Source organism: Bradyrhizobium algeriense, assembly GCF_003062295.1.
Lineage (GTDB): Bacteria > Pseudomonadota > Alphaproteobacteria > Rhizobiales > Xanthobacteraceae > Bradyrhizobium > Bradyrhizobium algeriense.
Map to the genome: position 1 here is coordinate 1 of NZ_PYCN01000038.1, position 24306 is coordinate 24306.

Consider the following 24306-nt stretch of genomic DNA (forward strand, 5'->3'; position numbering starts at 1 on the left):
TCTTCGGCAAGCTCAAGGAGTTCAAACGTATCGCCATGCGCGCCGACAAGACCGATCAGAGCTTCGCCTCCATGATCCATCTCGCCGCAGCCGTGATAAACTCCCGATGAATCCCAACAGGCCCTAGCTGAACGCGAGGGCCGCGCAGTTCGCACCCTGGCGGAGAGCGATTACCTGCTTGGCGTCGCCGATGAAACCCGTCTCGGCGCGCTACGATTCCGCTGGGCAGGGCAAGAGACTTTCCAGGCGCCGATCCGCGCCGCCGTCCCTGCCCTGATCGAACTCGGACGGCTCCTGCAGATTACCGAGCGGATTCTCCGGGACGAGGAAACGGACGAGGATCTCCAGCTTATCTTCGCACCCGGCTCCTCTCTCGGCGGAGCACGGCCGAAAGCATCCGTCGTTGATCAGCATGGCAACCTCTCCATCGCCAAATTCCCGAAGGAGACCGACGACTATAGCATGGAGACCTGGGAGGAGATCGCGCTGCGGCTGGCTGGTCAGGCCGGCATCGCTACTCCGCACCATGAATTAATCGAAGTGGCCGGCAAACCGGTCATGCTGTCGCGTCGCTTCGACCGCACCGGCGCGACCCGCATCCCATTCTTGTCGGCCATGGCGATGATGGGCGCCAAAGACGGCGAGCGGGGCAGCTATCCGGAGATAGTCGACGCCCTTGCGCAACATGGCGCGCAAGGAAAAACCGACGCCCATGCACTCTATCGGCGCGTCGTCTTCAACGTGCTCATCTCCAATGTCGACGATCACCTCCGTAACCACGGCTTCCTCTGGCTCGGTAAGGCGGGCTGGACGCTCTCTCCCGCCTACGACCTCAACCCGGTGCCGACGGATCTCAAAGCACGCGTGCTGACAACAAATATCGACCTCGACGAAGGCACCTGTTCACTCGACTTGCTGGAAGCCGCTTCGGAGTTTTTCGGCCTCACCCTCGTGCAAGCCCGCGCAACTATTAAAGAAGTCGCGGCGGTGACGACGACCTGGCGTGATAGCGCCAAAGCAGTCGGCGCCAGATCGGCTGAGATCAACCGCATGGCCAGCGCCTTCGAACACGACGATCTCAAACGAGCCTTGGCGCTATGACGAGAACCTACGCCGGAGCATTGCTGGTGATGATCTGCCAAAGACGTAGCGCGACCGAAAGAACACCACTCCGAGATCATTTGAACTTGGACATTCGCTTTCAGCGGCGCTAGACGGCTACGGTCATGGCCATTCCATGAATCGTTAGGCTAGCTATCAGTTGGTCTTAAGGGGCGCAGACGATAATGTTTCCGATCCACAGCACATTTCCAAACGAGATGGCCGTCATAGGTCGCCTTTTGCTTGATTACGGCGAGCTTGAACTTGATCTGATGAATTGCGTCCAAGTCGGCCGCAAGTACGACATGAATTCAACCTTGAAAGCGATGTTCAGAATTAGGGGCGAAATGAGCCGCATCCAAATAGCTGATGCTCTCGGCCGCGTAGCGCTCCGCTATTCTCGGGAAATCGTCCTTCTCAAACCCTTCCGGCCTCAGCAGCCAGGGCGCGTCTTTCGTATACGAGGTGATTGCGTTCTTGCAGACCGGGCACGTGCCCTCTGCGAACAATTTAGCGAAGGCGTCGGCCGCGTTCTGCGCGTGTGCCTGCGCGCGACGATTGTTGGCTTCAACGACGCTTTGCGGCAGCAGTCGCAGGTAACTTGCGTATTGCGCGCCAGCCGTCTTGGATTCCTGGCTCATCGGCAACCGTCCCTCGAAAGAGGATAGGACTAACAGGTGGGCTGAAGCATGGAGCTCCGCAATGCGGAGACGAAAAAGAGACAAATCCGGAGAGGCGTTCGCTCGGTCATTGAAGAATGGCACGCCACTCAGACTAAAACTACGAATTCATATGTAATTGAAATTACTATATAATTTACGGATCACCTCAGATGAAAGGCTGACCATGTACCCCAACAGTAAACGCGTTTCAGCCGCATGCAGGGAAGCTAGCCCGCGCCCGATCCACGAACCGTGGATGGTAACCCAATTTGGCTGCAGCGAACAGACAAATGCATTATCGTGTTCGCGCGAACCGGCAACTCCAGTGGAAGACCTTTGGGAAGAAGCCCGATGCGAGCCGTCAGCGATTCAGCCGAGCTGTTCAGGCATGTGAGTGCCGAGAAATCTGAATTTTACCGCCGCATCATGGACGTCTTTGCAGCAGCCAAACGGCAATACCGTCTGCAATTAAGACCTGACGAAGTACTGAGCGAAGCCCGATGGTTAGATGCACCACCGCGAATTGAGGACGTCAACACCGCGCTCGCCCAGCTTGCCGCCTGGGGCAATCTTGAATCGCATCCTGACACGGCGCGGGTTTCCAGCCTCAGCGATTTCTACCGTGCACGCTTCCTGTATCGTCTCTCGCAGGGCGGGGAGGCTGTCGAAGTGGCACTGGCGCTTTTCGTGCAAACACTGCAACGGCGCGCCGAACTGCAAACGGTGGCGCTTGAAGACATCGCAAACCGGTTGCAGGCGCTTCAAACGCTGGCGGACGAGGCGGAAGCCGACGTCGCGAAGATCCACGAAACACTGCGGGATTTGGTGCGCGTTTTCGAGGGCCTTGCTGAAAATGCGCAGGCTTTCATGGCCGGCGTCGCACGCAGCATTGAGTTGCAACAGGCCGAGGCGATTGCGGTAGCGAATTACAAGCGCCAGCTAATCGACTATTTGGAGCGGTTCATGGGCGATCTGGTGCGCCGCTCCGACACCATCGCCAGACATATCCTCGCTCTGGAACCGAGCATTGACGCATTGCTACAGCAGGTCGCCACGCGCGATGCACGCGATGCAGCCCCCGGCGATGCGGAGGATCGGGCCGACGCGCGGACCCTTCACTTGAATGCCTGGCGCGAACGCTGGAGAGGTCTGCGCGGCTGGTTCTTCCGTACCGGCCACGAACCCTCACAAGCCGAACTGTTGCGGGCGAGGGCACGGTCGGCAATTCCGCAATTGCTAGGAGCGATCGCCGCGCTCAACGAGCGCCGCAGCGGGCGCAGCGACCGTTCCGCGGATTTCCGCATGCTCGCCTGCTGGTTTTCTGCCTGCAGCAACGATGGCGAGGCGCACCGGTTGGCGCGCGCAGCCTTCGCGCTCAACCCGGCACGACATTTCTCGCTGAATCCCAACGCCGACGCCGATCTGCCGGCCTCGACACGCTGGGCCGACGCGCCACCACTGACGATTCACCCGCGGCTACGCGAATACGGTGAGGCCGCGCCGCGCGGCGTGATGCCCCGGGTGCGTGATCGCGGTGAGGCCCGCGCACATCTGGCGCGCGAACTCGCCGAGGAGTCGCTGCAGGTCGAGGCGGCGCGCAAGCACCTCGCCACCGGTCAGCCCACACGCCTTTCAGATCTCGCCGAGCTGGACATTCATGCCTTCGGTCTGTTCCTGGGATTGCTCGGTGAGGTGCTGACCGAACAGGCCGGTCCGAACACCAGCGCGGAACGGCGAACCGGCGACGGATTATTGCATATCAACCTCACGCCACTCGCAGTCGATAGCCGCGCTGTGATCAATACGCCGCGCGGCGTATTTGCCGGGCGCGACCATTTAATCACGATCACGCCGACATGAGACAGCCGATGGCCGCCAGCGTTGGTAGAGACAGCCGCAGCATCGGCCAGCAACAGCGTCGGTTCCAGAACGAGGAATTTCGCAGTGCCGTGCGCGCCTTGCTGATGACGCCGCTGATGAGTCCGGACCACGACGATTTTCCGGCGATCCGGCGTCAGGCCGACGCACTGCGCGACTGGTTTGGGCGAGAAACCGGCTGGGCGCTGCACGTCGAACAAGAGGGTGCTCGACTTTATAAGCGACCGGCCGACCTCGCCAGCACGATGCGCGGTTTACCGTTTTATGATCGCCGCCGTTACGTGCTGTTGTGCCTGGCTTGCGCGGTGCTCGAACGCGCTGACCCGCAGATCACGTTGCGACTGCTGGGTGAGCGGCTGCTGCAATTCGCCGCCGAGCCGACGCTGGTGGCTTCCGGCTTCATCTTCACGCTCGGCGCTCCCCACGAGCGGCGTGAACTGGTGGCGGTGTGCCGCACCTTGCTCGACTTGGGCGTGCTGCAGCGTGTCGCCGGCGACGAAGACGCCTTTGTCCATACCGGGGGCGATCAGGCAGATGCCCTCTACGACGTGCAGCGCCGCGCGCTCGCCGGCATGCTGGCCGCCGTGCGCGGGCCGTCGACTTTCCGGCCGGAAGATGCGCCGGTCACGCTCGACCAGCGACTGCATGCCTTGGCCGACGAGCATGTGGCTGACAGCGATGAGGGCCGACGCACCGTTCTGCGCCGCCAACTGGCACGCCGGCTGCTCGACGATCCGGTAGTCTATACCGACACACTGGACGCCGAGTCTCGGGCCTATTTTGTCAACCAGCGTGGCGCCATGGCGGCCCGCCTGTCTGACGCAACCGGGCTGGTCGCGGAGCAACGCGCCGAAGGTCTGGCGCTGGTCGACGAGGCTGGCTCGCTGACAGATGTGGCGATGCCCGCAGAAGGCACCGACGCCCATGTCACGCTGCTGGTCGCGGAGTTCCTGGCCACCGTTTACAGGCAGCGGCAGACGGATGCCGCCGGCGCGACCCAACCATTCTCTGGTATGATCAGGGAACAAGACGTCGTCGATTACCTGCGCGAGAGCAAGCCCCGCTATGGCAAATATTGGCGCAAATCTGCCCGTGAACCCGGCGCCGAACGCGAGCTTGCGGAGATCGCCCTTGATCGGCTGGAAAAGCTTCAACTGATTGTGCGAGATGCCGAGACGGTCTATCCGCGCCCGGCGCTCGCCCGGTTTGCGCTCGGTGAGGCCGAGGTCCGCAACGTTCGTGAAACACGCGGCGTACAGACCGCGGCTGCCGATGCCCTGGTCGGTCCGACATGAACGACCGGCCGGCTTCATTTGCTGCTCTCTCCGAGAGGCCCGCGCTGCCAATCCCGGCGCGGCAACGCTGGCAGCCTTTGCGGCTTGGACTGGTGGAGCTGTTTCACTACGACAGCGAGGAGTTCTGGTTCCGCGACGGTCATCTGCTGCTGCGGGGCAACAACGGCACCGGCAAATCCAAGGTGCTGTCGCTGACGCTGCCCTTCCTGCTCGATGCACAGCTCAAGTCCTCGCGCATCGAACCCGACGGCGACAGCGGCAAGAAGATGTCCTGGAACCTGTTGATGGGTAGCTATGACCGGCGCATCGGCTACGCCTGGATCGAATTCGGCCGCCTCGCCGATGACGGCACGCAGCATTACCTCACACTCGGCGCCGGGCTTGCGGCGGTCGCTGCGCGTCCCCAGGTGGACAGCTGGTTCTTCGTGTTGGAGGATTCCATTGGCGCTCCGCGCATCAATCAGGATATCTGGCTGACGAGTGATCAGCGCGTGGTCCTGACTCGGGAACGCCTGCGTGACGCGCTGCACGGCCGCGGCCAGGTGTTCGATACCGCCGCCAGCTACCGGCGCGCGGTCGATGAGCGATTGTTCCACCTCGGCACCAGGCGCTACGACGCCTTGATGGATACGCTGATTCAGTTGCGTCAGCCGCAACTGTCGAAAAAGCCTGACGAAACCGCGCTCTCGGACGCACTGACCGAGGCCTTGCCACCGCTCGCACCCGAACTGCTTGGGGACGTCGCCGAGGCTCTGGGCCAGTTGGAGGAGGATCGCCGCCAACTCGAGGAATACCAGGCGCTGGCAAGAGCCGTCGAGCGCTTCGACCAGCGCTACCGGATCTACGCTGGCACCCAGAGCCGGCGGCAGGCCCGCGCGCTGCGCCAGGCCCAGACCGAGTTCGACAGTGCAAGCCGGGCGCGCGGCGACGCGCAGGCGCGGCTCGAGAGGGCCGAGACCGCGGAAGCGCTCGCCCGGATAATTCACGACGACGCGGAACTTGCGCTCAAGCGCGAGCAGGCTCGGCTTGATATCCTGCGTGCCGACCCGACCATGCAGGACGCGAACCGTCTCGAATCCGCCGAGCGGGACGCTCTGGCTCGGCAGCGTGCGCTGCAAGTCGCCACCGCGGCGGTCGACGAGGTGCGACGGCGATTAAAGCGCAGCACTGAGGAGACCGGGCACGGCGTCCAGCGCATGACGCAAGCCGAACGTCAGATGACGAAGCTACGTCAGAACAGCGCGACGCATGCCGAGGCCGCAGGTATCGTCGGCCTGCACGCCGGTAGCCCGCTCGCAACGCTCGCCGCCGCCGATCTGGTCGCATTGACGCCACAAGCCTTCGACAATGCATGCGCCGACCTTCGCACCTTGATCGTTGATCGACGCGAACAGATCGCATTGTTGCGGCGACGCCATACTGAGGTGACGGAGGCCGAAGCCCTGCATACACAACGCCAGAACACCCGCGACGAAAGAAAGGGCACGGTAGAGGCCACGGCAAAACGACGCGAGCAAGCCGATACGGAGGTCGATCACGAGGGCCGCAACCTGATTCAGGCCTGGGAGCGCTACTTCGCCAGCCTGAAGCAACTGCGGGTCAGCTCCGACGACGGCCGCGCAGCGCTCACGGCCCTCGCCGACTGGGTTGTTGGGCTGGATGGCGACAATCCGGCGCGACATTGCCTGCAAACGGAGCAGCAGCACGCCAGCCTGCGTCTGGCGCAGCGTCGCGTGGCGCTCGACGGCCAACGCCAGACGCTGGAGACGGAGCTCAACACCCTCGAAGACGAACGCAACCGTCTCGAAGCCGGGGTCGATGCGACGCCGCCCAACCCGCATACGCGCGGCGCCGATGCCAGAGATGCGCGCGAGGGTGCGCCGCTCTGGCAATTGGTGGATTTTCGCGAAGAGGTCACGGCTGCTCAGCGCGCCGGCCTCGAGGCCGCGCTTGAAGCCGCCGGCCTGCTCGACGCATGGGTCTCGCCCGATGGCCACCTGCAGGCCGGCGACGGAGTAGAGCTGTTGCACGACACCCAGGTGCTGCAGCGACAGCCGCACGCGCTCTCGCTCGCTGGTTGGCTGCACGCTGACACGCCCACCGATATCGCGGTACCGGCCGCACTCGTCGAACGCCTGCTGTCCGGCATCGCCTGCACCGATGACGATCCCGCGGACATCGAAGCCTGGGTCGCCCCCGACGGTCGCTTTCGGCTCGCCGCGCTGGTCGGCGCCTGGGCCAAACCCTCGGCAGTCTATATCGGCCATGCGGCCCGCGCCGCAGCCCGCAAGCAGCGACTGGCCGACGTAGTCGGCCGCCTGACACTAATCGCCGATGAGCTCATTGCGGTCCAGGCGATGGACGCGCAACTCACGCGCGATCAGGATCGAGCCGCCGATGAATGACGTCTGGCTCCCTCCGAAGAGGAATTGCGCAACGCCCATCTTGCGGCGGCCGCCAGTGCGCGCGAGGCTCAGACCGCCCGCCAGCAATTGAGCGAGGCTGATCTTCAATACCTGGAGGCCGCAGAAGCGCTGCAGACGGTGCGGCAACGACTCGCCGCCGATGCCACCGATCTGCGCCTTCCTGCATTATCAGCCGAGTTACCGGCGGTCGAGATGGCGTTGAACCACTATCACGATGCCCAACTCCGCCTCGCCCAGGCTGTTCACGAGGTACGTCTGGCGCTCCCCGAGCTGCAGCGGCAACGCAACCGCGAGAACGAAACCCGCGACGATCTGAAGAAGCAGGATGAACAATTTGCGGCTGCCCGCATTGAGGCGGAAGAAGCCGCCGTCCGGTTCGAGGTGTTGCGCGGATCCGTCGGCGCCAGGGTCGAGGAGCTGCAACGGCGGCTGGCCGATGCCAGCACCGCCGTCAAGGCCAGCAATTCCGCACTAACGATCGCGCGCGACGTCCTGAGCAAATCCGGCGAGGCGCGCGCGGTCGCGCACGAACAGGCGGCGACTGCGAGCACTCTGTTCGGACAACGCAGCAATGCGCGCGCCGAAGCAATCGCGAAGTTCCAACACTTCGCAGCCACCGGCCTGCTCGCGGCTGCGCTACCGCAAGCCAACCTGCCTGACCTGGGCGGCCCGTGGACGATCGACCCCGCGCTTACTCTGGCTCGCCGCGCGGAACAAGCCTTATTCGAACTCAAGGACGACGACGACGCCTGGACACGCCTGCAACGGCAGATCGGCGAAGACCTGACGGAGCTACAACGCGCCCTCAGCGCACTCGGCCACCAGGCGCACGCAGAACAGAGCGATTGGGGGCTTATCGTCCGCGTCATCTACCAGAACCGACCCGAACCGCCGGATCGCCTTGCCGCGCGCCTCGCCGAAGAGATCGCCCAGCGCAGTGAACTGCTGACGGCGAACGAGCGCGCTGTGCTGGAGAACCATCTGCAGGCAGAAATCGCTTCCGAAGTGCAGCGCCTGCTGCAAGCGGCCGAAACTCAGCGCGATGCGATCAACAAAGAATTGCACCATCGCCCGACCTCCACCGGGGTACGCTATCGTCTGCTGTGGCAGCCCCTGGCGGAAGAAGAAGGCGCTCCGGTCGGCCTCGAAGCAGCGCGCAAACGCCTGCTCAATACCAGCGCAGACCTTTGGTCCTCTGACGACCGGAGAGTGGTCGGCGCGATGTTGCAGCAGCGCATCGCCGCCGAGCGCGAGCGGGCCGATTCGGGCGCCGGAAAGGATGTGGGCGGCAGCCTGATCGAGCAACTCGCCCGCGCGCTGGACTATCGCCGTTGGCACCGCTTTCGCGTCGAGCGCTGGCAGGACGGGCACTGGCGCAAACTCTCCGGTCCGGCCTCCAGCGGAGAGCGCGCGCTCGGCCTCACCGTGCCGCTGTTCGCCGCGGTCGCCAGTTTCTACAGTCAGGGCAGCTACGCGCTGGCGCCGCGCCTGATGTTGCTCGATGAAGCGTTCGCCGGCATCGATGATACCGCGCGCGCCCATTGCATGGGGCTGATCCGCGAGTTCGATCTCGACTTCGTCATCACCAGCGAGCGTGAATGGGCCTGCTATGCCGAACTGCCCGGCGTCGCCATTTGCCAGTTGCAGCGGCATGAAGGCATCGACGCGGTGTTCGTGTCGCGTTGGAGCTGGGACGGTCGCGCCAAGACACGCCAAGACGATCCAGATCGCAGATTTGCGCCGACATGATTTCCTCGACCGACCCACGCCTGCAACGCCTACTTGGCGGCGATCGTTACGCCTTGCTGCGCAAGCGCCTGCGTCAGCGTTTCGAACGGGCATCGCTCGGCTCCACGGTTGAAAACTTTCGCATCGGCAAGCTCACCGCGGAGGAGCATGCTGCATTGGCTTCGCTGCTTGGTCGTCCGCTCCGTTACACCAATTCCTTACAAGTCGACGTTCGCCTCGTCGACACCGCTTTCCAGAATGCCGGCATCGCCGCTTCGCTGCGGGACGCACTTGAAAAACTCGATGGCCCGATTTCGAATCTCGCCACGACGCGCCTTGCGCTGCAAACAATGTGGTCGGATGTGCTGGGCGGCTGCACTCACCGCGAACTGATCGGACTGCTGCAGGCTCCGGCCGGCATCGGGCTTCTCAAGCGCCTTGCACGACAGAGCCCACCGGCGGCGCTCCAACTCTGTCGCCGTGTCGAAGCGGTATTGCAACGCCTGCCCGCGAGCGGCATCACACGTTCGCAATTGGCAGCCGACGTGCTGGGCGACGCCCACGCGCTCGACATCGGACAGCCCACGGCAACCCTGGCACTGACGGTCTGGCGTCAGGTAATCGCTCGAACCGATTACAACAATGATGACGTCGATAGCGAGCCAACGGGAGACGGCGAGCTGGAGCCGGGCGGTGGTGCGGAGCGCGACCGCGACGTGTGGGCCAAGGCCGGCGTGCTGGTCAATGAATTGGCTCGCCCGGTGCTGTTCCTGAACCTGCCCATGCGCGATGCAGGAAATTACAGTCAGTCGCAGGGAGAGCCTGTTTACGCTTCGCTGCGGTCGCTGTTGCGGTCTCCACCGTCGTGGGACGTGGCGGATCGCAAGGTCTATGTCTGTGAGAATCCCAACCTGGTCGCAATCGCCGCGGATCACTGGGGCTCCGATTGCGCGCCGCTAGTCTGCACTGACGGCATGCCCGCCGCAGCACAGCGATGCCTGCTGTCGCAGCTGGCTAAAGCGCGGGCGCAGCTTTTCTATCATGGCGATTTCGATTGGCCGGGAGTGCGGATCGGCAACCACGTCATGCGCGAGCACGGCGCCCAACCCTGGCGTTTTGGGGCGAGCGACTACGAGTCCGCCGTCGAACAGACCTCATGTCTTGGACAGGCTCTCACGGGAAAGGCTGCGCCCGCGTTATGGGACGAAAGGTTAATGACGGCCATGCAGCAACATCGGCTCTCCATTGCTGAAGAAGCGTTAGCCGCGTCATTGTTGGAGGATCTCAGGGCCACATAATGATTGGGTTCGCGGACTTATTCTGAATGGTGGCAATTTGGCGCCCGAAGAGACTCTAACCACCCCCAAATCGTAGTCCAGCTGTGGAGTGGGCAAAGTCGGCGCAGCAAAACGTTGGATGGCGGCGCTCCCAGTGGGCCTCCGATCACAATTGAGTCATTTCGTCGCGCGCAACCCCGTCGATCTTACGCTGCGACTTTCCTTCTGCCGCTTCCACGGCGCTTCCATGAACGAAATTTGGGATCAAAACTCGAACAACAAAAAGCCCTCGAAAACGATACGTTTTCAAGGGCTTGAAGCTTGGTTGCGGGGAGGCACACCCGATTATTGCGATTGATTGAACACGGGATTCCTAAGCTTGTTGCATGAATGGACACCGATCGGGCCACTGATTGAGAGTCTGCGCGCTGAGCACTATCAATGACTTACTGGTTGTGCCCCGGGGTTTTTCAGGCCGTAAATGGAGATTTATCGCACGATCACGATACCTCATGAGCTGCGTATCGTGGGAGTGGCTGAAGCTAAAGAGCATAGCGTCGAGTGGGCATGGGCGACCTCAGCCCGCTGGCCGGGGCAAGCCGAGCGAATCGCGCAAGGTCGAGCCGTCGTACTCAGTGCGGAACAGCCCTCGATGTTGCAGCTCCGGCACAAGGCCGGGGACCAGCTCCTCCAAGCCGCCTGGCAGATATGGGACCTGCAACATGAAGCCGTCGCAAGCACCCGCCTCGAACCACTCCTGCATGCGATCAGCCACCGTGCTGGGCGTGCCGGCGAAGCCGCTGGTGGTTCTCCCCGCGCCGTAGCGCTGTCCTAGCTCAGCAAGGCTCAAGCCTGAGCGCCGCGTCAGCTCGGCGACCTCACGGTAGTGCCCTTCGACGCCGGGAACGTCGAGATTCTCAAGGCAGGACCTCGTCCTGCGGGAAGCGCGAGAGATCAACGCCGAGATGATAGGACAACGTCGAGAGATCGGACTCCGGATGCGACAATTCGTGGAGCTGGTCGTGTAGCGCCTTGGCCTGCTTCTCCGTGTCGCCAATGACCGGGACGATGCCGGGCAACACCTTGACTGTATCAGGGTCGCGACCGAAACGGACCGCGCGGGCGTGCAAGTCGTTGCGGAATTCGACAGCGACATCGATCAGGCCCGGCGTCACGAAGATGATCTCGGCCCATCGCGCAGCGAAATCGCGGCCACGATCCGAAGCGCCAGCTTGGATGAAGACCGGACGTCCTTGCGGAGCCGGCTGACATTGAGCGGGCCGCGCACATTGAACCATTTGCCGGAATGATCGATCCGGTGCACCCGCGCAGGGTCGGCGAACAGCGGCGTCTGGCGATCCCGGACCAGCGCACCATCCTCCCACGAATTCCACAGCTTGGTCACGACCTCCAGAAATTCGTCGGCGCGCTCGTAGCGCCCCTCGCGCGAGAGCTGCTCGGTCAGGCCGAAATTGCGCGCCTCCGCCTCCTGAAACGAGGTGACGATGTTCCAGGCGGCGCGACCGCCGCTGAGATGATCGAGCGTCGCGAGCGCGCGCGCCAGGACATAGGGCTGGGCGTAGGTTGTCGAAAGGGTCGCGCCAAGACCGAGATGCTTGGTCGCGCCCGCGATGATCGAGAGCACCACCAGCGGATCGAGCCGTAATGCACCCAGCGCGCCGTAGCGAAGCTGGCTGTTGAGGCTGCCGCCCAGCGTGTCCGGGATCGCGAGAATGTCGGCAATGAACAGAAGATCGAAACGCCCTTCCTCCAGCAGCCGGCCGATATTCTGGTAGTAGGCGGCGGACAGCAGGTCGCCGTCCGCTTCCGGATGCCGCCAGCCAGCATGGCTGCCGGAGACCGGACCTGCAGAGACAAAGGCGGCAAGGTGCAGTTTCTTGTCAGGCATCGGTCAGCTCACAGTCCAGGAGATCTCGACGGGCCCACCACGTTTCAGCGTGTTGTAGATCGGGCAGTTCGCAGTGAAGCCGGCAACAAGCGTCTCAGCCTCGCCCGCCGTCACGCCGGACAGCTTCAACACCTGCACGAATAGGTCGGCCAGCGCCTTAAGATGCCGCCGCCGGAACTCCGAGATCGTGCGGAAGTCCGCCGGGTCGCCGGCCACGATCATCATGAAATCCGCCCGCTCCACCGTCGCCCTGGCGATCCGCCGCGACGAGTAGATGCCGCTCGCATAGCCGTGTAGAAGCAGCGCCGTCATCATCCGCGGATCAAACGGCGGCTGACCCAGCCCGCTCCGGTAGCGGCCTAGGATCGCCGATAGATCAAGGCTTTCCTTGACCAGCGACACGATCAACCGCGAAATGTGGTCCTGCGGCACATAGTCCTGCACGCTCGGCGGCAGAAGCTGGACCTCGTCGATCTTCCAGGGGCGAAATTCCTTGCTCATGGCCACGCAAGGAATCAGACTCGCACCCTCCTGACCAGTCACTACTCAGACAGGCTCCTAGTCTCTCCACGTGGCCGCGCTGCTCGTCTTGTACGTGGCGCCAGCAACTTGTCGCCAGATTTCCAAGCTTTGACATTCTGCGCTTTCCACCGCAGGGCCGGACTGGCTTCTATCGAGGCGCGCACGTTTGCTGGCACCTCCAGAGAAGACGCGGCGATCTCACCCCGGTCCAGCACGGCATCCAAAAATGCGCCCTCCCCCGCTGTGAACTTAAACAGCGGCGCGAGCTTCTCCCGGCATTCGGTCGTGACGCTCTCGATCCAAGCTGCTGGGCCGCCAAAGCTGTCGAAATACCGATCGTGCAGGCACATGGTCAGCTTGCCGGTAATGTCGCCGACCTCGCATCCGATCTCCTCGGGCGAGGCTGTGCGCCAGTCGAAGCTCTTGGCGCTCGCACCGATCATCAAGGTGGCCGCCTTGATCTTCGCCCAGTCGAGAGACGGCATGGCGATGATCCGGTGGGCGTCGAACAGATCGCGCGCGGTGCGCCGCGTGATCAGCGCGACCATCTTGCCGGCGACGATCTCGTGGATATCGAGGACCGGAACATTCGTGGCCTGGTAGGATCCGATTGCCACAGATGGCATGCGATCCACGCCGTAGAGCGGGCCGCGGTAGAGATAATTGATATCGATCTCGATGGTCCCCGCGCCGCCCAGCGCAGAGGCGTAGCGATAAATCCATTTGCCGCCAGCGTGCTCGGACGGCTCACGCCGCGCGACGTACCCTTTCGATTCCATCAAGCGCTCGATCCGGTCTTCCAATCCCGGGCGGTCGGCGTCCATCTGTTCCTTGTCGACCGCGCCGACATAGTTGACGTCGATATCGACAGAGAGGCGGTCCAGATCGGAATGAAAGACGTTGAGTGCCGTGCCGCCCTTCAAGGCGACGCGCGGCCCGATCAGCGTGTCTGCGCCGAAGGCATCGAGAATGTCGATCAGCCGGATCACACGCTCCAGCGTCGCGGGCTGGAGCTGCCGCTCGGCCGCGATGTCCTGAAGCGTTTCTCGCGACGCGACCATCAAACGCCTTCAAAGGCGGCGTCGACCGCCTGCGCTGGGAGAAGCACGCGCCATGGCTCGACGAGCACCGCATGACCGGGTTCCGCACCCAGCGCATAATGCTTTGATCGTGGAAGCCGTGTTCGCAGGCGCGCCAGGACATCGTCGGAGACGCCGAGCGCGGCGCGCCGCTTCTCGAGCCACCAGCCGGAAACCGAGGCGAGCGACCGATTATCCAGCAGCTCGACATAGTCGGCGACCTTCGCCGGATCGAGATAGCGCACCAGATCCAGCGACTTCAGAACTTCCTCTCCGCCGCCCGCGAGTTCTGGCCGATGTAGGACATCGACGACCGTGCGTTCGACCGCCGTCACACGGACCGTCACTCCCTGCCGGTCCATAGTCGCGGTCAGGTAGTTGGCCTTGCCTGTCGCCGCCAACGCCTTCGCCGGCGTGACGAAGCGGCAAGCACCAAATGGCAGGTCCACGCGCTCGGTCCGTCCGGCGCTGATAAGCTGAACCTCGTTGAACTCGGAATAGGCTATGCCGTGCAGCTCAAGGGCTGAGTGAAATCCCAGGACCCCATCGGGACGCAGCTTGCTCGCCGCGGCGAAGCGGTCGATCACCATCCGCTCCGCCGCCATGTGGGCCGGCACTGCGGCAAACACCTCGCGACTGACCCGCTTAATGTTGCCAGCGCGCAGGTGATGCCTAAGCAGGCTGGTGACATTGGCCGCGCTCGCCGGATGGCCGAAGGCCGCCGCGAACTCAGCCCGGGTAAAGACCGGATGAGCCGACAGGAAGCTGGCCGTTTTGTGCTGGCGGGGTTGCATAAGTCTTCAATTCTGCGCCAAGGCGGGTAATAAATAGCCAGTCTGACGCAAATTTGTCAACAAATCTTCCTGAGAAAAAGGGGCCGATCGGCCGTCCGTTTGATGGCGAAAACGCGCCGTATGGGCTAAAAATTACCCCTTCCGGCGCACTTCTAGAACAAACCGCCCCGCGGAAGGACCGCATCAGACGAATTAAGCGGTTTCCTTAGACGGATCTCCAACGTCAGATAATTTACGCTATATATTGACATTGTCAGATTTTGTTACTATTTTGCCGACATGGGAGGCGGCCATGAGCGATGGACCATTCAGAAATGCGGAGTTGCCCAGCAGCTGGAAGCGTTATGGCCAAGACCTGGTCAGCGACGCCACGAGCCGTGAGGAGCGAACGACGCAGGCGTGCCACAGCATGATCGGTGACGTGGACATGAAGACGTTCAGTCCCCTTTTCGATGAACTCAAAGCTCATGCCGACCGCCCCCAAATGGACTTAGACCCGGTCACGGCGGTCGAAACGATTTTCGAGACTCATCCAACGTCGCCACTGGCGGATACCCTGCAAAGACATCTGATTGCGAATCTCCGGGATCAACTCCCTCCCGAGAAGGCGCTCGATCAGGCGCTCGACAGCACGACAAAAGAATGGATCGGCACCATCAAAAACCGGCTCGACGAAGAATGCATTCGTGCCCGCGAGCTCGGCGACATGAGCCGCGAAGATTACCAGAAGGGAATCGAGCGGAACCGCGAGACGTTCGCTGCCATCAAGCCCAGCGAACTCTGCGACGCCTTGGCCACCGGCAACAAGCGCGCGTTCAGGCAGGCGGTTGAGAAGAAAGCCGGCGTAGATGAGGGGCCCGAAGAGTGAGCGCCAATCCGAAATACTCACCGATGCAAGAAAAGCGCTTGATCGTTATCGAGAAGGGACAGGAGCGCAGCCGCCGCACCCTCCCGAAGGGTGCTGTGATCGCGGAGGTCGGCCGTCACATTTACTTTAATCCGGCGGTTCTGGATAGCTTTGACGTAAAGGGCTTCGAGCCGCTGCACTACGATATGCTTGTTCTCTGCGCCGCCATCGAGTTCGCTGACCGGCGTTGGAAGCGTCCGTTGGGCTGGCGCCGAACCTTCGATGTGGCGATCCCAGTCATCGACCTTAAGGCCTGGCAGAAGCCGGAGGTTCTGAAGGCCCTGCACGGCGTCTTGAACCACCTGACCGGCGACGCATGGCGATTGACCTTTGTCCAGGCAAAGAACCTCTCGCCGATCGGCACGCGGCAGATGCCGTTGGACTTCGGCAAGGCCAAGACCTTCGCCGTCGCTTACAGCGATGGTTTGGATTCGCGTGCCGTCTCCGCTCTGAGCGGGAGCGAGGCTGAGGCACTGTGTATCCGGGTCGCGGGCAATCGCCAGCGGCGCAAAAACGGGGATAGTTATTTCACGCAGATTCCCTTCAAGGTGAAGGGATATCGCGGGAACGAAAGCAGCTTCCGCTCGCGGGGATTTCAGTTTGCGGCGGTGACGGCGATGGCTGCACAGCTCTCAAACGTGACGCGCGTCATTGTTCCGGAGAGCGGCCAGGGCGCGCTTGGGCCGGTACTTCTCCCGCTGCACAACATCTACGCCGACTATCGCAACCATCCGACGTTCTTTCGGAAGATGGAGCGCTTCATCAAGGCAGTGCTGGGCTACCGAGTGCGGTTTGAGCAGCCACGCCTCTGGTCGACGAAAGGTCAGACGTTGCGCGCGTTTCTGGACATGATCGGAAAGTCCGAACAGCATCTGACGAGTACCCATTCCTGTTGGCAAACGCGCCGGGTCGTCAATGTAGGCGGTAGGAAGCAGTGTGGCCTGTGCGCGGCTTGCTTGCTGAGACGCCTCAGCCTGCATGCCGCTGGCGTTAACGAGGCGCCTGGTACGTATATCGTGTCCGACCTTGCCGCTTCTGACGCGGCCGATGCCTTGTCGGTCATACCCCAAAAGGCTGATCGGGACATCATGGTCGAATACGGAAGCGTCGGTGCGCGTCACCTGCAGCATCTCGCGGACATGAGCGGCTTGCCTGACGAGAACATTCGCGTTCACGCCTCGCAAATCTCAGCTGCGATAGCGGAAAACTACGAAGACACTCTGAAGAAACTGAGGACGATGTTGGTAACTCATGCCGAGGAATGGCGGGCATTTTTGTCCGCGCAAGGAGATCAAAGCTTTTTGAAAAGCTGGATGGATGGAGGGCGCAATGGCTGATCTGAATGAGCTGAGCGCACAGGAAATAGGACGCCGCCTGCGGATAGCACGGGAGAACGCAGACGTCCGCCAGGATGACGCGGCCCAGGTCATCGGCATGTCCCGCCCCACCCTTGTATCCATCGAGAAGGGCGTGCGCCGTGTGCGCATCCAGGAAATCCAGACGCTCGCGCGCCACTACGGCGTATCGGTCAACGCCCTCCTCCGCCGCGAGGCAGTGCATACCGATCTGATGCCTCGGTTCCGCAAGTTGCGGGAGACGGAGGACGCGCACACCACTGAAGCCGTTCAGCTATTCAACGACCTGATTAAAGCGGACGTTGAAATGGAGAATATCCTCGGCATCCAGCGACGTCGAAATTACCCCCCGGAACACGGTATAAACGAGGGCGACGTTGCGGCCCTCGCAGAAAAGCATGCCAAGGAATTGCGCGACTGGCTGGGTCTCGGTCCGGGGCCGATCGCCGACATCTTCTCGGTCATCGAACTGGGTCTTGGCATCCGATTGTATCAGCGTCGTCTCTCATCCAGTTCAAAGGTTGCTGGCCTCTTCACCTACGATGAAAGTGTCGGCGCCTGCATACTTCTAAACGCCAACCACCCATTGCCGCGGCGCATCCAGTCCGCGGCGCATGAGGTCGGCCACTTCTATGGTACCCGTCGGATTCCCGAAGTGCTCGAAGACGATGAGAAGTTCCTCTCACGCGATGAACGCTATGCCAACGTCTTTGGCCGTGCATTCCTGACGCCAGCCGAGAGCTTCTCGGAAAGCTTCCGCCAACTGAAGGAGATCACCGGCAAAACGACCCGGCGCCTGATCATTCTCCTCGCCCAGCAATATAATATCTCGCGCCAAGCCTGCGGGCTGCGGCTCGAGGAATTGGGCCTTGCCAAGAAAGGCACTTGGGCATGGTTCGAAAACAACGGCGGCATCACCGATGACAATGTCCGAGAGGTCCTCGGCGAAATGGCCGATCGCCGCGATCCCGCAAAGAGCGACGCGGACCGACCCATCTCCCACCGCCTGAGCCTGATGGCGCATGCCGCCTGGAAGCGCGAGCTCATGTCGGAAGGACAATTGGCGGAGCTGCTGAAGGTGGGCCGAGTGGAGCTTCGCGGCGTTATCGACCAGATCGAGCTTGAGGAAAGAGACACGGATGAGTTGCACAAGCTCCCTGATTGATATCGCGGATCCGCTGATTCTCGACACAAGTGTTCTGATCAACCTTCACGCTTGCAAATATGGCGAGCGCATCCTCGCGTCCATTCCCAATGATGTCGTCGTGTCCGAGATCGTGGCTGGAGAGCTGGAGCACGAGACGAGCCGGCAGAACGGCGAGCACCGCTTTCTGTTTGATCTCGTGACGCGTGGAATCGTAACGCTCGCCACTATGACCGACGCCGAGTACGAGATTTTTCATGAACTCACGTCTACCTCGCCCTCCCTTGACGATGGCGAAGCTGCAACGATCGCCATCGCGGCAGCAAGATTTTTCCTGCCGGTTATCGATGAACGGCGCGGACGAAGCCGCGCCAGCGCGCTATTGAAAACGCGAAATCCAGGCTGGTCGTTAGACATCTTACGTCATCCAACGGCCATCGCGGTCCTCGGCGACCAACCTGTCATCGAAGCGATGTATCTCGCTCTTCGCGACGGGCGCATGCGAATTCCATTAGAAAGAGTGGAAGGCGTTATCGCACTTATAGGGATGGAGCGTTCACGCGATTGCACTTGCCTCCCTGGGTATCGAGAGCGAATTTTCGACGAGCGCTCTGGGGCCGCCGCTGTAAATTCTGCCGACAGCGCGAAGCTCCCGAATCTAAAGTGAACGGCGAACTCTGACTTGACGATGTCGCAACAGAACGCCAACGCATTGATTTCATTGGGTCGCGGGAGCGTTAAAGCGTGAACGAAACGCGGGTTTACCTGTGCTCTTCCATAGCGAGCCTCAGAGCCTTCGGGATGCGCTGCGCTTTTCCGCCCGAGATAAACGCGACCCGTACGCGCGCCGAGACCAACAGATCGTTCCCGCGCCTGCACTCCTGCAGCAAGCCAATCGACGCGCCTCTCACCTCTTGCGGGACCGTGACAATGTCAAGGAGGTCGTCCAAGACTGCCGGTTTTAGAAAGTCGATCGTCATCGAACGGACAACGAAGGCGGAAGCCCGGGGCGTCGTTCCGCGTTTCCTCGAGCAGCGCTTGCTGATTGGTGCCGAGCAGGCGCAAGTAATTCGTTCTGCCGCGCTCCATGAAACGCAGAAAATTCGCGTGATAGACAATCTGGCCGGCATCGGTATCTTCAAAGTAGACACGCACCTGCATGTAGTGCCGTCCGTCTCGAATTTCGCCGTCAAGAGAGACTGTCACAGCGCGGTTCCCCTTATTGCGCGTACAGGGACCAATTGTCTTGCACAGAGGCGGTTTTTTGAGCAAGCGCTAAAATCCTGCGCTTGCCGGAAGCTGAACCGGTCGCCCGAATACGGCAGGCACCGCGCTGCAGACATCGAGGCCGAAGCTGTGGAGGTTTTCCGGACGTTGGTCAATCAGGTGACACTCGTGCTCGAGACGGAAGAACTCGCGATTGCGCTACGCGGCGACCTCGCTGCGATCCTGCGGTTTGCGGCGGGCAAGAAGAACCCCCGGCTTCCCTTCGGAGGCTGGGACTCCATTTGCAATCGCAAGCATCGGTGGTTGCGGGGATAGGATTTGAACCTATGACCCGGCGACCAGGCCCGGTCGATTATCGCCGATGAGCTTTCAGCTCCTCTTCTTCCTGCGACGTGCGCCGGCGCTTCGACTCACTTCCCTGCCGCGAAGGGTAGCCGTGCGCCCGCGATGTCGGCCTGCCGGCCTGCCGCTCAGATGATGAAGTCGGATGATTGATCGCGGAGCCGGAGGTCTCAGTTCCCTTCGCTACGCTGAAAGCGGCTTGTCCGCATTTAGGATGGCACGGCAGAGCTGAAACCACTGAGACGACCAGCTCGCTTGTTTTCCGGTTCCCCAAGATCTCGGGGAACCCTAAGGGGAGCGCCAAAAAAGCAGATTTTGTTATGGTTTTTATAAGAAACCCTAATTATAAATACCAAAGCAGGCTCCAAACTAGGCTTTGCCATGAAGCGCAGCGATCTCAGCCACACAATCCGGGAGACCCTGAAACGGCTCCCGCACCCGTATGAGGCGCACCACGGTATCATCCCACCACCTCCCCCGGAGCACGGGGTCTCAGTTATCCAAGCGATGAAGGCCTTGGACAATGCCCAGGGCGCGCTCGGGAAAATAGACGCAATCGCGACTCAGATGAAGGACCCCTACATTGTCAGCCGAATCCTGACCCGACGGGAGGCGGTCAGTTCGTCCTCGATCGAGGGCACCCAAAGTACGCTCGATGAACTCCTTTCGGTCGAGGAGACCGGCGGCGACGACGCAAAGGATGCCGCGCGCCAGGTCCGCAACTACGCTGTGGCTCTTGACGATTTCATCCCATTGGCGGCGAAGGACGGATATGGCGTCTTCACGATCGATCTCCTGAAGAGTCTCCATCGCGCCGTCATGAAAGATGATCCCGATTACCAGGACGTTCCGGGCGAACTCCGCACGCGCGTGGTGTGGATCGGAGGGGGCGGCAACATCGCCTATTCAAGCCTAAATCCGCCGCCACCCGATGAGGTGCCGGCTTGCCTCGCTCAGACAGTCGACTACCTCCGCAACGAGGGAATGCAGCAGATGACCCAGGGTTTCATTACGCGAATGGCCATCGCGCATGCCCATTTCGAGGCGGTCCACCCGTTCCGCGATGGCAACGGCCGCGTCGGTCGTCTTCTTCTTCCACTGATGATGGCTGCCGAGAAGCACGTCCCCCTTTATCTATCTCCATACATTGAGGCGAAGAAGGGCGCGTACTACGCTTCCTTGAAGGATGCGCAGCAGCGCCTCGACTGGCAGCCTATCATAATCTTTATGGCAGAGGCCGTGACCGGCACCGTCGAAGAGCTCATGAAAACGCGCTCGGCTCTGTCCGAACTGTCAGAACTGTGGAGGGGCCGTCGCAAATTCCGAAAGGGATCGGCGGCCGCGCGCGCGCTCGACGAGCTTCCCCATTACCCGGTCCTAACCGCCAAACGGCTCGGAGAACTCCTCGAGATCAGCCCGCCGCAAGCGCACCAGGCTATCGCACAGTTGGAGGAGGCTGGCATTCTCGCCGAACGGACGGGCTACTCGCGCAATCGCGTCTACGCCGCGAATGATGCGCTGAACATCATCAACCGTCCTTTCGGTGAACAACCGATCCTTCCCGATGAATCGGAGCCTGACGACGCCGCGAAGGCGAGCCCGAAGTGGCCGTGATGGATAATGACCATGCGCGGCCGTTAGCGTGAACCCGATTAAACGGAAAGCCGCGATGCTAATAGTCGCGCTTGCCGTGATCGAAGCTGATCTGTAACCGCACCCTGCGACAGGCTGAACCTCCTCCGAATTGATGGACACCTGTAGTAGGCTCGATGAGTCAGGAGGTGTCGGATGGAAGGACGTCAACGTCGGTCGTTTACGGACGATTACAAGCGGCAAGCGGTCGATCTGGTGGCTTCGAGCGGCCGCTCGATCGGATCGGTCGCCAAGGAACTTGGCCTGCCCGATTCCGTGTTGCGGCGTTGGGTGGAACGACGTGGGGGTGGGCGGGAGCCGACGGCGGCGGCGCGGCGCCCCACAACGCAGGCGACGCTGGCGGACCACGCGGCAGAGATCGCCCGTTTGCAGCGAGAGAACGAGCGGCTGCGCATGGAGCGCGACATTCTAAAAAACTGTCCAGCACCGTGGCGCGCCTGTGCGGCCTAGAAACAGCCTTGTGCTATTCTCTGCGGCTGGGAGGGTGGCGGCCGTTCGATTATTGGAGGCACAAACCCCGTTAAAAAACATGGTCCATGGGTGTATGCGAACTTGAGAGTGGTGACGTCGCCCTGGCGGCGATCCCGATTAGGAAGATGACGATTGGCATAGCCCAGACCCTCCTACTCATCATTGATTGGAGGATTGCCATGCCCAAGAGGACGACCGGCGACCGACCGGAACTAAAGCCGGTCAACGTTGGGGCCGCCGCAATCGACATCGGATCAAAGATGCACATGGCTGCGGTTAATCCCGCTTCCACCGACGTGCCTGTGCGCTCCTTCGGCACATTTACGCGAGACCTGCATGATCTGGCGGACTGGTTCAAAGCCTGCGGCGTGAAGAGCGTCGCGATGGAATCCACTGGGGTCTATTGGATCCCCGTCTACGAGATCCTGGAGCAGCGCGGGTTTGATGTGATTTTGGTCAATGCGCGGTACGCCAAGAACGTGCCCGGGCGCAAGACCGATGTCAGCGATGCCGCGTGGTTACGCGAGCTTCATTCCTATGGCCTGTTACGTGGCAGCTTCCGACCTGATGCCGAGATTGCAACTCTGCGCGCGTATCTGCGCCAACGGGAGCGGCTGGTGGAATATGCCGCGGCCCATATCCAGCATTTGCAGAAGGCCCTGATGGAGATGAATCTGCAACTCCATCATGTGGTCTCCGATATCACGGGCGCGACCGGCATGCGGATTATCCGAGCCATTGTTGCAGGCGAGCGGAATCCTGACGTCTTGGCAACCTATCGGGACGTGCGATACCATTCATCCATCGAGACGATCCGGGCGGCACTTGTGGGCAACGACCGGCACGAACATGTCTTCGCGCTGACCCAATCGCTGGAACTCTACGACGTCTACCAGGCGAAGATGCTCGACTGCGACCGCAAGCTCGAGGTCCTGATCGCGGCCCTAAACAATAGAGGCGAAAGACCGGCCGGAAAGCTATCTAAGCCACGCATCAAGACCAAGCAGGTCAACACGCCTACCTTCGATGTCAGGACCGCGCTGTACGGTGTGCTCGGCATCGATCTGACTGAGATTCATGGGTTGGGCCCATCGCTGGCATTGAAGCTCATCGGTGAGTGCGGCACAGATCTGCAGGCATGGCCGAGCGCAACGCACTTCACTTCCTGGCTGTGCCTTGCACCAGGCAACAAAATCTCCGGCGGTAAGGTGTTGTCCTCGCGCACACGGAGATCTTCCAGTCGGGCAGCAGCACTGTTGCGGTTGGCAGCCACAACCGTCGGGAGGAGCGATACGGCGCTCGGAGCCTTGCCAACCTTCAGCGCCGGGCCAAATCGCTGGGCTTCGTGTTGCAGGCCATTTCGGGGGACACCAATCCGGCTGTTTCTTAGGAAGTCGATCGCGATCTTTGCTGGGGGACCGAAATGAGATTCCGCTTCATCGAAGATCGCCGCGCCGACTACCCGGTGACGATCCTGTGCGACGTGCTTGGGTCTCGCCGGCCGGCTATTATGCTTGGCACTCGCGCCCGGAGAGCCGGCGATCTGCCGCCAACCGCGAACTCGTCGACGACATCAAGCGGGTCCATCACGAAACCCGTGGACGCTATGGCAGCCCGCGTATCCATATCGAGCTGAAGGCTCAGGGCCGTGGGGTGAGCCGCGGCCGCATCGAGCGGCTGATGCGCCGTCACGGCGTTCGGGCTATCATGGCGCAGCCGCGTCGGGTGCGGACCACCGACAGTCGCCACGACTTCCCGATCGCCCCAAACCTGCTCGATCGGAACTTCACCGCCGCCGCGCCGAACCGGATCTGGCTCGCCGATATCACTTACATTGAGACCGGTCAGGGCTGGCTCTATCTGGCTGCCGTCATGGACCTCTACAGCCGCAGGATCGTCGCGCGCTTCACCGTGCCGTCGACCCCTGCAGTGCGCCAATGCACAAACAGATCTTTCGCCCAAGGTTGATCCGCAATCTTGGGGACAAGGCTGGGTGTGATTTGAGCGGGCGGACGTTCGCGCAAGAACATACCGACGCGGGCACCTTGCGAAGGGTCTGCCGCGACAACGGCGAGCGCGGCATCGAGAATTGGGGGCGTCCCCCAAGACTGCTCCTGAATGGCTTTGCTCAGGACGCGGTCCATGACAATTGCCGTTTCCGTGCGCGGCAGCTTGAGCAAGCGCTCATTCAGTTGCGACGCCATGTCGGGGTGTTCAAGCAGAGCGCCTAAAAGCTCTGCCGCTTCCGAAGACAAGCGATCTTCCGGCGAGATGAGCGGCGCATGCTCGCGGCCAACGTACAGAATCTCGCGAAGGTCCATATCAGCCAGCCGGGGCTCAATGGACCACCACTCTCGGACGAATGGATCGTCCCACGGCTTCTCAAGATCGATGGTCTCTCCGGCATGGGCTGCACTCTCCCACGGCGCGAGAAGTTGCGGCTTTCCGTTTGGATCGGCTGTGACAGCGCTCACAAGGCTGGCATACGCCGCCGGATCGGCACAGCGCTTGAATAGCAGCATTTTGGCCAGTGCGG

18 protein-coding genes and 4 pseudogenes are annotated in these 24306 nt (G+C 61.7%); 13 read left to right on the forward strand and 9 right to left on the reverse strand.

The features are described 5' to 3' along the window. Nucleotides 1-126 precede the first annotated feature (126 nt). Nucleotides 127-1101 (forward strand): annotated as a pseudogene (locus C7G61_RS36815) (type II toxin-antitoxin system HipA family toxin); the annotation flags it as partial. Nucleotides 1102-1412: 311 nt separating this feature from the next. Here C7G61_RS36815 and C7G61_RS45110 read toward each other — a convergent pair. Continuing rightward, nucleotides 1413-1742, reverse strand: a complete 330-nt coding sequence (locus C7G61_RS45110) for a hypothetical protein (protein WP_190242141.1) — start codon at nt 1740-1742, stop codon at nt 1413-1415. Between the two features lie 372 nt (nt 1743-2114). Between C7G61_RS45110 and C7G61_RS36820 the strand changes: the two genes are divergently transcribed. The 4 genes and pseudogenes from C7G61_RS36820 (at nt 2115) to C7G61_RS36835 (ending at nt 10388) form a co-directional block, all read left to right on the forward strand. Further along, the gene (locus C7G61_RS36820; protein WP_108522603.1) at nt 2115-3623 is read left to right on the forward strand and encodes a TIGR02677 family protein; all 1509 of its coding nucleotides are present in this window, start codon (nt 2115-2117) and stop codon (nt 3621-3623) included. A gap of 8 nt (nt 3624-3631) precedes the next feature. Continuing rightward, nucleotides 3632-4936, forward strand: a complete 1305-nt coding sequence (locus C7G61_RS36825) for a TIGR02678 family protein (RefSeq protein WP_108522604.1) — start codon at nt 3632-3634, stop codon at nt 4934-4936. Further along, nucleotides 4933-9111, forward strand: a pseudogene (locus C7G61_RS36830) (TIGR02680 family protein). The gene C7G61_RS36825 and the pseudogene C7G61_RS36830 overlap by 4 nt, the downstream one beginning before the upstream one ends. Beyond that, nucleotides 9108-10388 (forward strand): TIGR02679 family protein, encoded by a 1281-nt coding sequence (locus C7G61_RS36835; RefSeq protein WP_057900828.1) that lies wholly within the window; start codon nt 9108-9110, stop codon nt 10386-10388. Before C7G61_RS36830 ends, C7G61_RS36835 begins: the two are co-directional and overlap by 4 nt. Nucleotides 10389-10944: 556 nt before the next feature. Here the strand turns inward: C7G61_RS36835 and C7G61_RS46370 are convergent. From C7G61_RS46370 to C7G61_RS36855, 6 genes are all read right to left on the reverse strand, one after another. Next, a complete protein-coding gene (locus C7G61_RS46370) occupies nt 10945-11217 on the reverse strand; it encodes a hypothetical protein (protein WP_244608630.1) in 273 nt (90 codons plus the stop codon). Between the two features lie 67 nt (nt 11218-11284). Next, entirely contained in the window at nt 11285-11605 is a 321-nt protein-coding gene (locus C7G61_RS46375) for an LLM class flavin-dependent oxidoreductase (RefSeq protein ID WP_244608639.1), read from the reverse strand. Then, on the reverse strand, nt 11539-12276 hold the full coding sequence (locus tag C7G61_RS46380; protein ID WP_244608631.1) for an LLM class flavin-dependent oxidoreductase: 738 nt from the start codon (nt 12274-12276) through the stop codon (nt 11539-11541). The genes C7G61_RS46375 and C7G61_RS46380 overlap by 67 nt, the downstream gene beginning before the upstream one ends. A gap of 3 nt (nt 12277-12279) precedes the next feature. Continuing rightward, entirely contained in the window at nt 12280-12777 is a 498-nt protein-coding gene (locus tag C7G61_RS36845; protein WP_108522605.1) for a transposase, read from the reverse strand. A gap of 41 nt (nt 12778-12818) precedes the next feature. Next, on the reverse strand, nt 12819-13859 hold the full coding sequence (locus tag C7G61_RS36850; RefSeq protein ID WP_108522606.1) for a nucleotidyl transferase AbiEii/AbiGii toxin family protein: 1041 nt from the start codon (nt 13857-13859) through the stop codon (nt 12819-12821). Next, nucleotides 13859-14671: a type IV toxin-antitoxin system AbiEi family antitoxin domain-containing protein gene (locus C7G61_RS36855; protein ID WP_057841659.1), complete on the reverse strand. Its 813-nt coding sequence runs from the start codon at nt 14669-14671 to the stop codon at nt 13859-13861. Before C7G61_RS36855 ends, C7G61_RS36850 begins: the two co-directional genes overlap by 1 nt. Nucleotides 14672-14963: 292 nt before the next feature. Here C7G61_RS36855 and C7G61_RS36860 point away from each other — a divergent pair, with 292 nt between their 5' ends. The 4 genes from C7G61_RS36860 to C7G61_RS36875 are packed head-to-tail and all read left to right on the forward strand — an operon-like array spanning nt 14964 to nt 18744. Then, nucleotides 14964-15539 (forward strand): hypothetical protein, encoded by a 576-nt coding sequence (locus C7G61_RS36860; protein WP_057841658.1) that lies wholly within the window; start codon nt 14964-14966, stop codon nt 15537-15539. Continuing rightward, entirely contained in the window at nt 15536-16915 is a 1380-nt protein-coding gene (locus C7G61_RS36865; RefSeq protein ID WP_244608632.1) for a 7-cyano-7-deazaguanine synthase, read from the forward strand. The genes C7G61_RS36860 and C7G61_RS36865 overlap by 4 nt, the downstream gene beginning before the upstream one ends. After that, complete coding sequence (locus C7G61_RS36870) at nt 16908-18098, forward strand: helix-turn-helix domain-containing protein (protein WP_057900883.1); 1191 nt, start codon at nt 16908-16910, stop codon at nt 18096-18098. Before C7G61_RS36865 ends, C7G61_RS36870 begins: the two co-directional genes overlap by 8 nt. After that, nucleotides 18073-18744, forward strand: coding sequence for a PIN domain-containing protein (locus tag C7G61_RS36875; protein WP_108522608.1), 672 nt, complete (start codon nt 18073-18075; stop codon nt 18742-18744). The genes C7G61_RS36870 and C7G61_RS36875 overlap by 26 nt, the downstream gene beginning before the upstream one ends. A gap of 94 nt (nt 18745-18838) precedes the next feature. Here the strand turns inward: C7G61_RS36875 and ybgC are convergent. Then, nucleotides 18839-19283, reverse strand: a pseudogene (ybgC, locus tag C7G61_RS36880) (tol-pal system-associated acyl-CoA thioesterase). Nucleotides 19284-20153: 870 nt separating this feature from the next. Between ybgC and C7G61_RS36885 the strand changes: the two are divergent. The 4 genes and pseudogenes from C7G61_RS36885 to C7G61_RS36900 all read left to right on the forward strand — a co-directional run bounded on the left by C7G61_RS36885 (nt 20154) and on the right by C7G61_RS36900 (nt 23738). Further along, on the forward strand, nt 20154-21260 hold the full coding sequence (locus C7G61_RS36885) for a Fic family protein (protein ID WP_244608640.1): 1107 nt from the start codon (nt 20154-20156) through the stop codon (nt 21258-21260). 174 nt (nt 21261-21434) lie between these two features. Further along, on the forward strand, nt 21435-21749 hold the full coding sequence (locus C7G61_RS36890) for a transposase (protein ID WP_108522610.1): 315 nt from the start codon (nt 21435-21437) through the stop codon (nt 21747-21749). Between the two features lie 200 nt (nt 21750-21949). Further along, nucleotides 21950-23077 (forward strand): annotated as a pseudogene (locus C7G61_RS36895) (IS110 family RNA-guided transposase); the annotation flags it as partial. Nucleotides 23078-23246: 169 nt separating this feature from the next. Continuing rightward, the gene (locus C7G61_RS36900) at nt 23247-23738 is read left to right on the forward strand and encodes an IS3 family transposase (RefSeq protein ID WP_190242142.1); all 492 of its coding nucleotides are present in this window, start codon (nt 23247-23249) and stop codon (nt 23736-23738) included. Here the strand turns inward: C7G61_RS36900 and C7G61_RS46385 are convergent. Continuing rightward, complete coding sequence (locus C7G61_RS46385; protein WP_244608634.1) at nt 23651-24292, reverse strand: hypothetical protein; 642 nt, start codon at nt 24290-24292, stop codon at nt 23651-23653. The two genes, C7G61_RS36900 and C7G61_RS46385, sit on opposite strands and share 88 nt — an antisense overlap. Nucleotides 24293-24306: the final 14 nt, after the last annotated feature.